The sequence below is a fragment of the Gottschalkia acidurici 9a genome (assembly GCF_000299355.1).
GTDB lineage: Bacteria > Bacillota > Clostridia > Tissierellales > Gottschalkiaceae > Gottschalkia > Gottschalkia acidurici.
In genome coordinates, this window is the sequence record NC_018664.1 from 1,209,887 (window position 1) to 1,225,119 (window position 15,233).

Consider the following 15,233-nt stretch of genomic DNA (forward strand, 5'->3'; position numbering starts at 1 on the left):
GTTTGTAGAAAAATAAAAGCTGTTTAAAAGATAGAATATCTTTTAAACAGCTTTATTTGTATTTGAACAACTATTTTTTTACCCTATCTACAAGTATAACTTTAGATAACTGAATTAGAACAGTAGGTAAAAATGCTAGTAAATATATCGATTCAAGTTGTGCACTATTAAGGTTGCTAACTTCAAATAGCTCTTTTAATGGTCCTACAGTCAGAACAAGAGTAAGAAGTCCTAAGCCTAAAAAGAATGCAATCCAACTGAATTTATTAGAGAATAGACCTATTTGGAATAAAGATTTATCTCCCCTACAGTTGAAACCGTGAAACAGTCTAGCTAGACATAGTGTAGCAAAGGCCATTGTGCTAGCTACAGCATCTCCACCACTTCTCAATCCTATATGATAAGCTATCAAAGTAAATATTGTTATTAAAATACCTTCAAAAACTATTTCACCTAAAAAGTCTTTTGAAACAATAGGAGCTTTACTGTTTCTTGGTTTTTGCTTTAATAAATCTCCTTTTGGACTTTCAACACCTATGGCAATAGCAGGTAAGCTGTCTGTAAGCAAGTTTATAAATAGTAAATGAACTGGTGCAAAAGGCATTGGTAGTGCTAATAATGAAGTATATAAAACTGAAAATATACCAGCAGTATTTCCTGAAAGTAGGAATTTGATAGAGTTTTTAATATTAGTATATACATTTCTACCATTAGCAACTGATTTAACTATTGTAGCAAAATTATCATCAGTTAAAATCATAGAAGCAGCATCCTTAGAAACTTCTGTACCAGTTATACCCATAGCAATTCCTATATCAGCTTGTTTAAGTGCAGGAGCATCATTTACACCGTCACCTGTCATAGCAACTATATTTCCTTTTTCTTGCCAAGCCTTTACTATTCTTATTTTATGCTCTGGTGAAACTCTTGCATAAACAGAAACTTTATCAACTTTTTCCTTTAGTTCTTCATCGCTTAATTTATCTAAATCAACACCATTAAGAGCTTCATCTCCAGGCTTTAATATACCTATTTGAGTAGCTATAGCAGAAGCTGTTATTTTATGGTCACCTGTTATCATTACAGGTTTGATACCAGCACCTATACAGTCGCTAACAGCTTTTGCAGACTCTTCTCTTGGTGGATCAATCATAGATATTAGACCAAGGAAAGTGTAATTATCTTCATCATTTAAAGACAGTACATAATTTTCTGGAATTTCTTTATAAGCAAAAGCTAAAACTCTAAGTCCGTTTTCAGAAAAGTTTTGATTCATTTCTTCTATGTTAGTTCTATCTTCATCGGTAAATTCTTTAATTCCATCAGAAGTTTCTATATATTTAATTCTTGGAAGTAGTACATCAAGAGCACCTTTTGTAAACATAATACATTTCCCATACATTTCATGAGATGTACTCATTAACTTTCTATCAGAGTCAAAAGGTATTTCAGAAAGTCTTGGATAAATATCTCTTAGCTCTAATTCATCTATTTGATAATTCTTACCTAAATCTACTAGTGCAGTTTCAGTAGGATCACCTATTTCAGTACCATTATCTATAATAGAATCATTACATAATATAGAACATCTCATTAATTTTTTCTGAAGATCATTGTTTAAATCGTAATCTTCAAAATCTATAACTTTATTATCTACAAAAGATTTCTTTACTTTCATTTTATTTTGAGTAAGAGTACCTGTCTTATCTGAACATATTACTGACACACATCCTAATCCTTCAACAGCTTTTAATTGCTTAATAATGGCATTTTCAGTAGCCATTTTTTGCGTACCTATAGCTAGTACTATAGTTACAATTGAACCTAAAGCTTCAGGTATAGCTGCAACAGCTAATGCAACTGCAAACATTAAAGAATCAAGAATAGGAATTTGTCTATACATACTTAATGCAAAAACTATAGCACATACTCCTAAAATACCTATAGCTAATTTTTTACTAAAATCATCTAAACTTACTTGAAGAGGAGTTTTCTTTTCTTGTGTACTTTCAAGTAATGTTGCAATTTTTCCAATTTCAGTACTCATACCTGTACCAGTTGCAACAACATAAGCTCTACCATAAGTAACTAAACTTCCTGAGAAAACCATGTTCTTTTGATCACCAAGAGCAAGTTCATCCTGATCTATAATTTCAGAAAATTTAATAACACTTTCAGATTCTCCAGTTAAAGAACTTTCATTAACTTGTAAAGAATAATTTTCTAGAATTCTACCATCAGCAGGAACAAAATCACCTGCTTCTAAAACTAAGATATCTCCAGGAACAACATCTTTAGAAGGAATTTCTATTTTAGTACTATTTCTAATTACTTTAGCATTTGGTGAAGAAAGAGCCTTTAAACTGTTTAATGATTGCTCAGCTTTTACATGTTGAACAGTTCCAAGTATGGCATTTAATATTATAACCGCAAAGATAACTATAGTACTTTCAAGATTACCTGAAAGGGCTGAAATAACCGCAGCAGCTAATAATATGATTACTAATAAATCCTTAAATTGTTCAATGAAAACTTGAAAAACACTTTTTTTGGTTCCTTCAGCTAATTCATTATAACCATATTTTTCTCTTTGAGATTTAACTTCAGAATCGTTTAGTCCATCTCTCCCCACATTAAATTTTTCTAATACTTTCTCTACTGACATTGAGAAATAATTTTTCATTTTTTATCTCCTTTCGTTTAATAAAATAAAAAAAGACTTTTAATATAATCTCCAACATAAGAAGATTATATTAAAAGTCTTGTAACCAAAATCAAATGGCATATAACACCAGATTAGGCCCCTAATCGAGATTGTTGATGTTATATTTTAAACTACTCCCTTTTAATATCAAATAAAATATTAAATTATTGCTTAAATGTATGATAGTACATATATGGATAATTGTCAATACAAATTATTAAAAATTGAAGTGAATAATTAAATAATATGGACTTAACATATAGAAAGAGGGCTAAAAAATAAAAGGGGGAGGAATGATTTTGAATAACAAGAAAGAAAAAAAGCTTATTAGGGATATTGGAGAATGGACATTATGCTTGTCGTTGGCATTTGTCATAGCTGTATTTATTAGATCAAATGCATTTGCTATAACATCGGTAGATGGATCATCAATGGAAAATACATTCTATGATAGAGAGAAAGTAGTTGATTATAAGCTAAGCTATTACTCAAAAAAGCCTCAAAGAGGTGATGTTGTCATTATAGATGTCTATAATGACAGTAAAGAAGGTATATTAGATAAAATGGTTAAGAATTCAAAAGAAATAGTTGATGTTCTTTCTGGAGTAAAAGATGAGAGATACTACATAAAGCGTGTAATAGGGATACCAGGGGATGAAGTAGATATAAAAGATGGATATGTGTATATAAATGGTGAAAAACAGGAGGAGAAGTATGTAAAAGGAAAAACATATGATAACGATGTTTCACTGCCGACTGTTGTACCAGAAAATACAGTTTTTGTACTAGGAGATAATAGAGAAGTAAGCTTAGACAGTAGGAAAATTGGCTTTATAAACTATAATCAAATAGAAGGAAAAGTAATATATAAAATATGGCCTTTAAATAAAATAGGAAGTGCTAATACAGATAATTAGTATCAGATTTACATAAAGTTAAATAAAAAAGCTTTTGGTCTATTAAAAATTTTAACAGGCTAAAAGCTTTTTTTATTCACTAATAGATATCATAAAACCCAATATTTAAATCTTATTATCATATAAAGGATTAGAATTAAATTTAATTGTCAATAATGATAGTTAAATAAATTTAATATTGGAGTGATTGATGTGAGAATACCAGAGCACATTGGAATAATCCCAGATGGAAATAGAAGATGGGCAGAGTCAAAAGGCCTTACTAAAGATAGAGGATATGACTTGGGATTAGATCCAGGGCTAAACTTATTCAAGCTTTGCAGAGATGCTGGAGTAAAAGAAATAACGTATTATGGATTCACCACTGATAATACCAAGAGACCTTCAGTACAAAGGCTTGCATTTACACAGGCATGTATAAACGCTGTAAAAATGCTTTCAAAAGAAGATGCAGAGCTTTTAGTAGTTGGAAATACTGATACGCCTATGTTCCCAGAGGAACTACGTCCATATACTACTAGACGAAAGTTTGGAAAGGGAGGTATGAGAGTAAATTTTTTAGTAAACTATGGTTGGTCTTGGGATTTAAATAGCTTAAAGCTTGCAGATCAATCTAGAAAAAATATAGATAACCATATAAATTCATACGATGTATCAAGAATAGATTTAATAATAAGATGGGGAGGAAGAAGACGATTAAGTGGTTTTCTACCAGTTCAATCAGTATATGCAGACTTCTATGTAGTAGATGAATACTGGCCAGATTTTAAAGACGAGCATTTTCATAATGCTCTATGTTGGTATCAAGAACAAGATATAACACTTGGAGGCTAAGAAAAAGCTCTAAGGATCTAAAAGTGGTGATCTTTAGAGTTTTTTACTTTGAATAATAAGTTTAGGACATGTAAATAATAAAATTATATTATTAATTATCGGAGGGGATATTATGAGTAGTGTAAGCTTTCCAAAGAATTTTCCACCACAATATCAAACTAAACAGCCAGGAATAGAAAGTATGATGAATCCAAAACCAATATTTAAGGATGACTCATATAATCAATTAAAAGAAAAGTTAAAAGGTAAAGTAGCTATAATAACAGGTGGAGATAGTGGTATAGGTAGAGCAGTTTCATGTGCCTTTAGCGAACAGGGAGCTATTGTAAATATAATATACTATGATGAAAAAGAAGATGCTGAAGAAACTAAAAGAATTATAGAGTCAGGTGGAGGACAATGTAATTTGTTTGAAGGCGACGTATCAAAGGAGGAATTTTGTTCATCAGTTATAAATAGTATTATAGAAAAGTATAATAATATAGACATATTAGTAAATAATGCTGCTGTACAATACTCTCAACAAAATTTAACTGATATTAGTTTAAATCAGTTTAAGAAAACTTTTGAGATAAATATGTATGGTACTTTTAATATGTCAAAAGCGAGCTTGCCTTACATGAAAGAAGGTGCCTCTATCATAAACACTACATCTATAACAGCATATCAAGGTCATGAAACTTTAATAGATTATTCAGCAACAAAAGGAGCAATTACATCATTCACACGTTCACTAGCAATAAATTTAGCTGCACAAGGAATAAGAGTAAACGCAGTAGCCCCAGGACCAATATGGACACCTTTAATTCCAGCATCGTTTGATGAAGTAAAAGTAAGTCAGCATGGTATTAATACTCCTATGGGAAGAGCTGGCCAACCAGTTGAATTAGCAGGATCCTATGTATTTTTAGCATCTAATGATGCATCATATATAACTGGTCAGACAATACATGTGAATGGCGGAGAAATAGTTAACGGATAGTACATCTAATTTACTTTAGGTGTACTTTTGTATATACTCTTCTTATACTATATTAATATAGAAAGAAGGAAATATAATGATAACTGATGTATCCATTGAAAGACATATATTACATATCTTAGATAATTCTATAGGCATGCCTATAATATCAGAAGAAGAACATCCTTTTAACGATGATATATACGAATTTATAAAGAATCATATAGAAAAAGTTTTTAAAGATATCAACATCAAAAAAGCATTCTTTGAAGACGGTGAGAATATAGTAAGGGACTTGTGTGGTAGTATTTCACAAGATAATAGCAATTTCTTAGAATGCACTAAAAGATTAGCAGAGATTATGTATGGAATAATGATAGAAAATGTAAGTATTCCATCTTGTGATCTTATTTGTTCATTATTTAATGGAGACGATAAGAGATACTTAGGGATGTTTATATTGAATTATAAAACATCATATATTCACTACGTAGAAGAGCTAGATAACAAAAAGGTTAATACTGTGATAAAACAAAGAACAACATTACCAAATATAAATCAAAGAATAGAAGAGTTTATAATTATAGATTTAGAAGATAATTCTATACTTTTAAAAGAAAAAAATAATGAAATAAATGGTGAAAAAGAATATTATTTATCTAAGTATTTTCTTAAATCAAAAGATTTACTATCAGATAAAGAAAAAGTTGATATTATAAATAAAACTTCTAAAATGATGGTGGAAGATTATTATGATGGTGACGTTAAAAAAATGGCAGAAATAAAAACGGCTATAGTTGAAAGTATAGAGGAGACAGACAGTATAGATATAGAGCATATTAAGAGTAAAGCATTTAATAATAATTTAGAACTTCAAGAAATGTATAGTGATGAACTACATAGTAGGGGACTAACTGAAAAAGCCATTGAATTAAACGAAAATGTAATTAAAAAAATACCAAGAACACAAAAGCTAGTAACAGACGATGGAATAGAGTTAAAAATACCAATATCTTATCTAACAAGTCAAGATAAGGTTGAGTTTATAAACAATACTGATGGAACGATTTCAATTTTACTTAAAATATTAGAGATATACAAGATAAGTAATAAATCCACAAAAAGGAATCTTATGTTTCTACCAGGTTTCATAAAGGTATTTCTCAAGTTTACCGAAGGTGTTTTCATTTGTATAATATATACATCAAAATTCATAGGCTTTCAGGGATTAACTAAGTAATGGGAACTGAAGGCATTAGAATTACATTAGCTCTATTAACTTTAATCTCATGGTGAATTATTGGAAGTGTGATGTCTATAAATAATTTTAAAAAGAATGATATTTGATCAAATATATAATGAATTTTATTAATAGTGTCTTTAGGAAATAAAGTAGTTATGATTGACAAATATACGTGACTATGCTACAATACCGTTAAATAACGGAGAGGAGAGTTGCAAAATGGGTATAGCTTCAAGAATGCGTAATTTAGTTGTTAAATAAATACAACTAAATAAACTTAATATAAGGTAATTTGCCTAAAACATAGGCCTTGTTGTGATGCTTTATATTAGTGGATTCTTGTAATGAAAACCCATGCAGCTAATCATATTTTTATATTTAAACTTGTTATATCCGCAAAATAGGATATCTCTATGATCTTTTATAGCCCCTATGGAATAATAAATTACCAAGGGGTGAATTTATTATTTGATATAGAATTTGAATACAAAAGAATATTATTTAATTTAGAAAAGCTATAGATGGATAAGTTATTCATTTATAGCTTTTTTTATTTTTGTTGCTATGGACTATTCAATATATACATGAATCCACATCAAATACTATGAAGGAGTGGATTTAATGTTTAATAAAGATAATCAGACTAAATTGAAGAACTCACAAAATTTTCTGCACAGCGAAAAGTTGGTATCTGAGTTAATAGCAGAAAGTAATATATGTGAAGATGATATTGTCATAGAGATTGGAGGGGGTAAAGGTATTATTACTAAACAATTAGTAAAAAGGTGCAAGAAATTATATGTTATAGAATATGATTTCCAGCTATACAAGGCACTTAAGGATAAATTATCCAACGTAAAAAATATTGAACTAATCTATGGAGACTTTCTAGAATTTAAGTTGCAAATGGAAAGTAAATATAAGGTTTTTTCCAGTATTCCATATAATATTACTGCGGCTATTTTATCAAAATTAACATCTTCTTGTAATCCTCCTGAAGATATGTATATTATTCTTCAAAAAGAAGCAGCCTTGAAATACGCTGGTAAGCCTTTTAATAGGGAAAGTATGCGCTCTTTACTTCTTAAACCATATTTTGATTTTGATATTGTTAGAAATCTTAAAAGAAATGATTTTAATCCAGTTCCTGGTGTTGACAGTGTACTTTTACACGTTAAAAAAAGAAAAAATATATTAGTAAGACAAGATAAAGAGAATTTATATTCTGATTTTATTGCATATATCTTTGATAACACAGGGAAAGATATGAAAACTAGATGTAAAAACATTTTTTCTTATAAACAGATTAAACGTTTATCCAGAGATATTGGCTTTGGAATGACAGATAGCCCAACTTGCCTAAGTTATGAACAATGGTTAAAGGTATTTCAATATTTTGCAATAGGTGTATCGGATGAAAAGAAAAATGTAGTTAATAATGCATATTCGAAACTTTTGGAAAAACAAAAGAAAATAGATAAGATTCATCGCAGTAATAGATAAAGTATTAATCTAATAAATATCCACCAGCTTAGACTACAGATATTTGCTGATAGATTATAATAATCTATGTATATAGTAGGTAATAAATATTGGATAAGATAAAATATATGTGGGTGATGTAATAAAAAATTAATTATCTAAAAAGAGTTTCTTGTTGTGCTCACAAGTCTAGTAAAAATGACATTCGATGATAGAGAATTTTATAAGATTATCTCTAAGCTGTCTCTATCAATGTTTTTGTAAAATTTAATAAATTCATCTTTGAACATGGTGGTGGCATAGACTCTATTTGCTTTTCTTGTTATATGGATAATGGCGTATATAGTGGATATTATATAACAGAAGGTATTCTTTATAAAAGTAAGATATCTCTAGTGACTTCAGTACTAGAAAATGCTACTCAAATAGATATAGGGTGGATATATTTATTAAAAAATGAAAGCTTTTTAACATATAGGATATAAATGAGATAAGAACTGTTGTTATATTATAAAAACTCTGAAGATAAGAGATATTTTCAAAGCTCTATTACTTATCATCATATTTTAATGAAAAGAGTTATCTTAACCTAGATATGGTATTAAATTTCTTATATAGTGTAATAGTGTTATGTTATAAATGATATCATATTATAAGTAATTATTATAAAATTATAGGGAGAATAATATGAAAAGGGTATAAAAAATATTATTTATCTAAGCATTTTCTTAAATCAAAAGATTTATTATCAGACAAAGAGAAGATTGATATTATAAATAAAATTTATAAGGTAATGGAATAGAGTTGAAGATACCAATATCTTATTTAACAAGTCAAGATAAATAATAAATCCACAAAAAGGAGTATTTGCATATGAGTTACTATATAGGTATAGATGGTGGTGGCACTAGTACTATATTTTGTTTAGCGGACTGTAATGGAAATGTGATAGATATTATAAAACTAAAGTCTACAAACTATCATGTAATGGGTATAGAAGAGACTAAGGAAACTATAAAGAATGCTATAGATTTTTTTACTGAGAAAAAGAGTATAAGCTTAAATGAAATTAAAAGTATATGTTTCGGGGGATCTGGTGTTGATAGTGAAAAATGCAAAGAAACTATAATAAATATATTTAGAGATATAGGATACAGAAATGAATTGCAGGTATATAACGACAGTGTAATAGCTTTAGTAGGTGCTAATGATGGTTATAATGGTGGAATTATAATTAGCGGGACAGGATCAGTTGGTTTAGTAATAGATAAGAAAAACAGATTAAACAAGGTTGGAGGATGGGGACATATACTAGACGATGGTGGTAGTGGATACTTTATCGGAAGAGAGGCTCTCTCAAAAATAATGAAAAACTATGATGGTAGAGAGTGTAAAACTTTATTGTGGGATAAAATTAGAGAAAAGCTAAAGATAAATAATCAAGAAGAAATAATAAATTTTGTATATAAAGATAAGCTTCCTAAAAAAGATATTGCGGGACTTGCACCTATAGTTATTGAACTCTATAATAAAGATAAAGTAGCAAAAGACATAGTAAATAGTGCGGTAGATAGTTTAACAATTATGGTAGAAACTCTAATTGAGAAAGCTCAGGGAGCAGATATTAGTATAGGATTATATGGAAGTATACTTACCAAGAGTAATATAATTAGAGATAAGCTAATTGAAAGAGTTAACTCCAAGCATCCTAAAGTAAATATTCACTTACCATACAAAGAAGCATATATAGGTGCTGTAGATATAGCAACGAGAAGAGTAAAGATTCAAAATTAAAACTTATTAAATTACTATTTAAACATAATTTAAAAAGATATAGGAATGTCCTATATCTTTTTAATATTAAGATTAAAATCATAATGTTTATAAGTATTAGAATAGATACATAACATGTGAAGCTTTTTATAATCATGAAATTAGTGTACAATAAAAAGATAGTATGGTTGAAAACTTGGTTTGTTTAAGTATGATATTTACTGAGATTATTAATAGGATTATGGAAAAAAGATAAAAGAAATTAATATAAGTTAAGCATAGATATATAATATACATAGGAGTGATAAATTTGATAAGACATATAGTAATGTGGAAAGTAAAAGAGAAAGCACTTGGTAGATCTAAAGAAGAAAATATAGAAGAAATAAAAGTTATGTTAGAAAATCTAAAAAATGAAATTCCAGAATTAAAAGAAATAGAAGTAGGAATAGATATTCCTAGCCTAACAGGTTCACATGATATAGTATTATATACTGTATTTGAGGATGAAAAAGGATTAGATATATATCAAAAGCATCCTAAGCACGTTGAAGTAGCACAATTTATAAGACAAGTTGTAACTGACAGAGCGTGTGTAGACTATAATATATAGGATTAGAGTTAAATTGAAAGGAATGTTAAAATGAGTAAAACATTAGTGTTGGCGGAAAAACCTTCAGTAGGAAGAGATATAGCAAAAGTTTTAAATTGTACTAAAAGTAGAAATGGATATATAGAAGGTGAGAAATATATAGTTACTTGGGCATTGGGACATTTAGTAACACTAGCAGATCCAGAAGTTTATGACTCTAAATATACATCATGGAGAATGGAAGACTTACCTATGCTACCGAAGAACTTAAAGCTTGTTGTTATTAAAAAGACTGGAAAGCAGTTTAATACTGTTAAAGATCAGATGAAGCGAAATGACGTAAAAGATATAGTTATAGCTACAGATGCAGGTAGAGAAGGTGAACTAGTTGCTAGATGGATTATTGAAAAGGCAAATATAAAGAAGTCAATAAAGAGACTGTGGATATCTTCAGTTACAGACAAAGCTATTAAAGAAGGATTTAACAAACTAAGAAATGGTAAAGAATATGAAAATCTATATGCTTCAGCAGTTGCAAGAGCAGAGGCCGATTGGGTAGTTGGGATTAATGCTACTAGAGCATTGACATGCAAGTATAATGCACAATTATCATGCGGTAGAGTTCAAACACCAACAGTTGCTATAATAGCTAGAAGAGAAGAAGAAATTCAAAACTTTAAGCCTAAAGCTTATTATGGAATCACTGCAACATCGAGTAAAGTAAAACTTACATGGCAAGATTCACAAACTAAAAATACTAGAAACTTTAACAAAGAAAAAATTGATAACATAATTAATTCCATAAAAAGCAAAAGTGGAAAAGTAATAGATATAGAGAAATCTTTCAAAAAGAGCTTTTCACCAGGTCTTTATGACTTGACAGAACTTCAGAGAGATGCAAATAAAATTTTTGGATACTCTGCAAAAGAAACATTATCTATCATGCAAAGGCTATATGAAAGTCATAAAATTCTAACATATCCTAGAACAGATTCAAGATATATAAGTACAGATATAGTAGATACTTTAAAGGATAGGGTAAAAGCTTGTAGTGTAGGACATTACTCTAAATTAGCTTCTAAAGTTTTACGTGGCGCAATAAAAGCCAGCAAGTCTTTTGTAGACAATAGTAAAGTTTCAGACCACCATGCCATTATACCTACAGAACAAACTGTATTTTTAGACTCTTTAAATGATAAAGAAAGAAAAATATATGATTTAGTAGTTAAAAGATTTTTAGCTGTTTTATATCCACCATTTGAATATGAGCAAACAACTATAAAAGTTAAAATTGATAATGAAATTTTTATAGCTAAGGGCAAAGTAGTCATTTCTCAAGGGTGGAAAGAAATATATCAAAATAATTTTGATGAAGATGATACAAATGATGAAATAAAGGAACAGGTACTTCCTAACATAAGCAAGGGAGATGCACTAGCAATTGATAATATATCTAGAGTAAGTGGAGAAACAAAGCCACCATCAAGATTTAATGAGGGAACACTACTGTCTGCAATGGAAAATCCGGCAAAGTATATGAGCAATGAAAGTAAAGACCTAATAAAAACTATTGGAGAAACAGGTGGAATCGGAACAGTAGCTACAAGAGCAGATATTATAGAGAAGCTATTTAATAACTTTTTAATTGAAAAAAGAGGAAAAGAAATTATTATTACATCTAAAGGAAAGCAACTTCTTGAATTAGTTCCTGAAGAATTAAGATCACCAGCATTAACTGCTGAATGGGAACAAAAATTAAGTTCTATAGCTAAGGGGAATCTTAATAAAGATGTATTTATTGATGAAATGAAAAATTATGCAAAAGAAATTGTTAGCGAAATAAAAAACAGTAACGATACGTATCGACACGATAATCTTACTAGAAGTAAGTGCCCTGAGTGTGGAAAATATATGTTAGAGGTTAATGGGAAAAGAGGTAAAATGCTTATTTGTCAGGATAAAGAATGTGGACATAGAAAAGGAGTTAGTAAGATAACTAATGCGAGATGTCCTAATTGCCATAAAAAATTAGAACTACGTGGTGAAGGTGAAGGACAAATATTTGTATGTAAATGTGGGCATAGAGAAAAACTTAGTACATTTAATGAAAGAAAGAAAAAGTCAAATAATAAAGTTTCAAAGAAAGAAGTATCTAAATATCTTAGAGATCAAAAGAAAGAACAAAATGAACCAATAAACTCTGCTTTAGCAGATGCCTTAGCAAAACTAAAGTTTTAATTAATAAGTAGGAGAGAATACAAAAGTGAGTAATAATATGAGCAAAGCACTATTTATAACAGAGAAACCTAGTGTTGCAATGGAATTTGCAAAAGCATTAAATATTAAAGGAATAAGAAAAGGTGGATATATTGAGTCTGATAAAGCTATTATAACGTGGTGTGTAGGACACTTAGTAAATATGAGTTATCCTGAAAAATATCATGAGAGTTATAAAAAATGGAACTTAAAAGACTTACCTTTTTTACCAGAAGAATATAAATATGAAATAATAGAAAATGTAAGAAACCAGTTCAATGTTATAAAAGAACAAGTAACGAAAGATGATATATCTACTATATATGTATGCACGGACTCTGGGAGAGAAGGAGAATATATATATAGATTAGTAGATGATATGATTGGAGTAAAGAATAAAACAAAGAAAAGGGTATGGATTGATTCACAAACGGAAGATGAGATTAGAAGAGGAGTGAAAGAAGCTAAGCCTCTGTCTGAGTACGATAGGCTATCTGACTCAGCGTATTTAAGAGCTAAAGAAGACTATTTAATAGGTATAAACTTTTCAAGATTGTTAACTTTAATTTATGGTAGAACAATCAGTAACTATTTGGGTAATGACTATACTGTGATTGCAGTTGGTAGAGTCATGAGTTGTGTACTTGGAATGATAGTTCAAAGAGAAAGGGAAATCAGAGAGTTTATAAAAACTCCTTATTATAGAATATTATCTTCATTTAAATTTGAAGATTCACTAGACTATGATGGGGAGTGGAAGGCTGTAGAAGGTTCAAACTATTATTTGTCTAAATTACTTTTTAAAGATATAGGATTTAAAAGAAAAGAAGATGCCGAGAAGTTTATAGAAGAACTTAAAAAAGGTAATGATGAAGGTATAGCAATAATAAAAGACATAGAGAAGAAAAAAGAAAAGAAAAATCCTCCACTTCTATATAATTTAGCGGAACTTCAAAATGAATGTTCAAAGAAGTTTAAAATAAGTCCAGATGAAACTTTAAAAGTTGCACAAACATTATATGAAAAGAAAATGCTAACATATCCAAGAACTGATGCAAGGGTACTATCAAAAGCAGTTGCAAAAGAAATTAATAAAAATATAAAAGGTCTTTTAAATATTGATAATGCTTGTAACTTAGACAGAAAAAATCAAGATATTAAAAGATTCGTTGAAAATATACTATTGAAGGAATTATTTAAAGGACTAGAGAAGACAAAGTATGTAAATGACAAAGCAATAACAGATCACTATGCAATAATACCTACAGGTCAAGGTCTAGAAAATTTTAATAAATTAAAGGCTAATGAGAAAGAAATATTTCTACTAATAGTAAGAAGGTTTCTTTCTATATTTTATCCTCCAGCAATCTTTAATAAATTATCTATTACTACTGAAATAAAGGCAGAAAGCTTCTTTACATCTTCTAAGGTATGTATTGAAAAGGGATACTTAGAAATACTGAATCATGATAAAGAAGAACAAAGCTCAAAGATCGAAAATATAGAAACTCTTAAAAAGCTTAAAAAGGGGCAAAAAGTAAAAATAAATGATATCCAAATAAAAGAATCTGAAACCACTCCTCCTAAAAGATACAATTCAGGATCCATGATTTTAGCTATGGAAAATGCAGGTAGATTAATAGAAGATGAAGAGTTACGTGAACAAATTAAAGCTAATGGAATAGGAACTAGTGCTACAAGGGCAGAGATATTAAATAAGCTACAAAAAATTAAATATACTAATCTAAATAAAAAAACACAAATAGTATCTCCAACATCTATGGGAGAAATGATTTATGATGTAATAAATCACTCAATTCCATCACTACTTAAACCAGAGTTAACTGCAAGCTGGGAGAAAGGCTTAACTATGGTTTCTAATGGGAAAATAGATGATAATGAATACATGAAAAAGCTTGAAGCATATATAAGAAAAAATACACAAAAAGTATTGGGATTAAACAATAATATTAACTTACTAAATCTATTTTCTAAAATACCTAACAATGAATCAAAAACAAACAATTCTAAGAAAAAGAAAAAGTCACAAATAAAAAATTCCTTAGGAGTTTGTACTAATTGTAAAACAGGAGAAGTTCTAGAGAACACTAAAGCTTTTTATTGTACTAATTGGAGAGAAGGATGTAAATTTACAATTTGGAAAAATAGTTTGGAAAAGTATGGAATAGAAGTTACAAGTGAAATGATTAAGGAATTACTTAAAAATAATGAAATAAAGAGTATAGATATTAATTTAAAAAATAGTGAAGAAAAGGCAAGAAAAACTATGTATTTAAAAATGAACATCAATGGATTTATCGAAGTAAAAAACTAAATATTTATAATAGTAAAAGCATCCATCTAATTTATAGAATATAGAATGGATGCTTTTTATAAAGGATAATTAATATCCATAGAGAATAAACAAATAAATACAGTTTTGTATATACTATATAAAATCACGTATTATT

10 protein-coding genes are annotated in these 15,233 nt (G+C 28.9%); 9 read left to right on the forward strand and 1 reads right to left on the reverse strand.

Annotated features, from left to right (window positions below):
* Nucleotides 1-70 precede the first annotated feature (70 nt).
* A complete protein-coding gene (locus CURI_RS05675) occupies nucleotides 71-2,683 on the reverse strand; it encodes a cation-translocating P-type ATPase (RefSeq protein ID WP_014967273.1) in 2,613 nt (870 codons plus the stop codon).
* 320 nt (nucleotides 2,684-3,003) lie between these two features.
* Between CURI_RS05675 and lepB the strand changes: the two genes are divergently transcribed.
* The 9 genes from lepB to CURI_RS05720 all read left to right on the forward strand — a co-directional run bounded on the left by lepB (nucleotide 3,004) and on the right by CURI_RS05720 (nucleotide 15,097).
* On the forward strand, nucleotides 3,004-3,621 hold the full coding sequence (gene lepB / locus CURI_RS05680; RefSeq protein ID WP_051003972.1) for a signal peptidase I: 618 nt from the start codon (nucleotides 3,004-3,006) through the stop codon (nucleotides 3,619-3,621).
* Nucleotides 3,622-3,813: 192 nt separating this feature from the next.
* Nucleotides 3,814-4,455: a polyprenyl diphosphate synthase gene (gene uppS, locus CURI_RS05685; RefSeq protein ID WP_014967275.1), complete on the forward strand. Its 642-nt coding sequence runs from the start codon at nucleotides 3,814-3,816 to the stop codon at nucleotides 4,453-4,455.
* Between the two features lie 112 nt (nucleotides 4,456-4,567).
* Complete coding sequence (locus tag CURI_RS05690; RefSeq protein ID WP_014967276.1) at nucleotides 4,568-5,437, forward strand: SDR family oxidoreductase; 870 nt, start codon at nucleotides 4,568-4,570, stop codon at nucleotides 5,435-5,437.
* A 76-nt stretch (nucleotides 5,438-5,513) separates the two neighbouring features.
* Complete coding sequence (locus CURI_RS05695) at nucleotides 5,514-6,656, forward strand: nucleoid-associated protein (RefSeq protein WP_014967277.1); 1,143 nt, start codon at nucleotides 5,514-5,516, stop codon at nucleotides 6,654-6,656.
* A gap of 624 nt (nucleotides 6,657-7,280) precedes the next feature.
* A complete protein-coding gene (gene erm, locus CURI_RS05700) occupies nucleotides 7,281-8,162 on the forward strand; it encodes a 23S ribosomal RNA methyltransferase Erm (RefSeq protein ID WP_014967278.1) in 882 nt (293 codons plus the stop codon).
* A gap of 852 nt (nucleotides 8,163-9,014) precedes the next feature.
* Nucleotides 9,015-9,935, forward strand: coding sequence for an N-acetylglucosamine kinase (locus CURI_RS05705; protein WP_014967280.1), 921 nt, complete (start codon nucleotides 9,015-9,017; stop codon nucleotides 9,933-9,935).
* Nucleotides 9,936-10,215: 280 nt separating this feature from the next.
* Nucleotides 10,216-10,527 (forward strand): Dabb family protein, encoded by a 312-nt coding sequence (locus tag CURI_RS05710; RefSeq protein WP_420805145.1) that lies wholly within the window; start codon nucleotides 10,216-10,218, stop codon nucleotides 10,525-10,527.
* A 30-nt stretch (nucleotides 10,528-10,557) separates the two neighbouring features.
* Nucleotides 10,558-12,744, forward strand: coding sequence for a DNA topoisomerase III (locus CURI_RS05715; RefSeq protein WP_014967282.1), 2,187 nt, complete (start codon nucleotides 10,558-10,560; stop codon nucleotides 12,742-12,744).
* A gap of 25 nt (nucleotides 12,745-12,769) precedes the next feature.
* Nucleotides 12,770-15,097 (forward strand): DNA topoisomerase, encoded by a 2,328-nt coding sequence (locus tag CURI_RS05720; protein WP_014967283.1) that lies wholly within the window; start codon nucleotides 12,770-12,772, stop codon nucleotides 15,095-15,097.
* The last annotated feature ends 136 nt before the right edge of the window (nucleotides 15,098-15,233 follow it).

Excerpts from the sequence above, each read along its gene's own strand:
- CURI_RS05675 (WP_014967273.1), bottom strand. The coding sequence starts at position 2,683 with ATGAAAAATTATTTCTCAATGTCAGTAGAGAAAGTATTAGAAAAATTT.
- CURI_RS05690 (WP_014967276.1), top strand. The coding sequence starts at position 4,568 with ATGAGTAGTGTAAGCTTTCCAAAGAATTTTCCACCACAATATCAAACT.
- CURI_RS05695 (WP_014967277.1), top strand. The coding sequence starts at position 5,514 with ATGATAACTGATGTATCCATTGAAAGACATATATTACATATCTTAGAT.
- erm (WP_014967278.1), top strand. The coding sequence starts at position 7,281 with ATGTTTAATAAAGATAATCAGACTAAATTGAAGAACTCACAAAATTTT.
- CURI_RS05705 (WP_014967280.1), top strand. The coding sequence starts at position 9,015 with ATGAGTTACTATATAGGTATAGATGGTGGTGGCACTAGTACTATATTT.
- CURI_RS05715 (WP_014967282.1), top strand. The coding sequence starts at position 10,558 with ATGAGTAAAACATTAGTGTTGGCGGAAAAACCTTCAGTAGGAAGAGAT.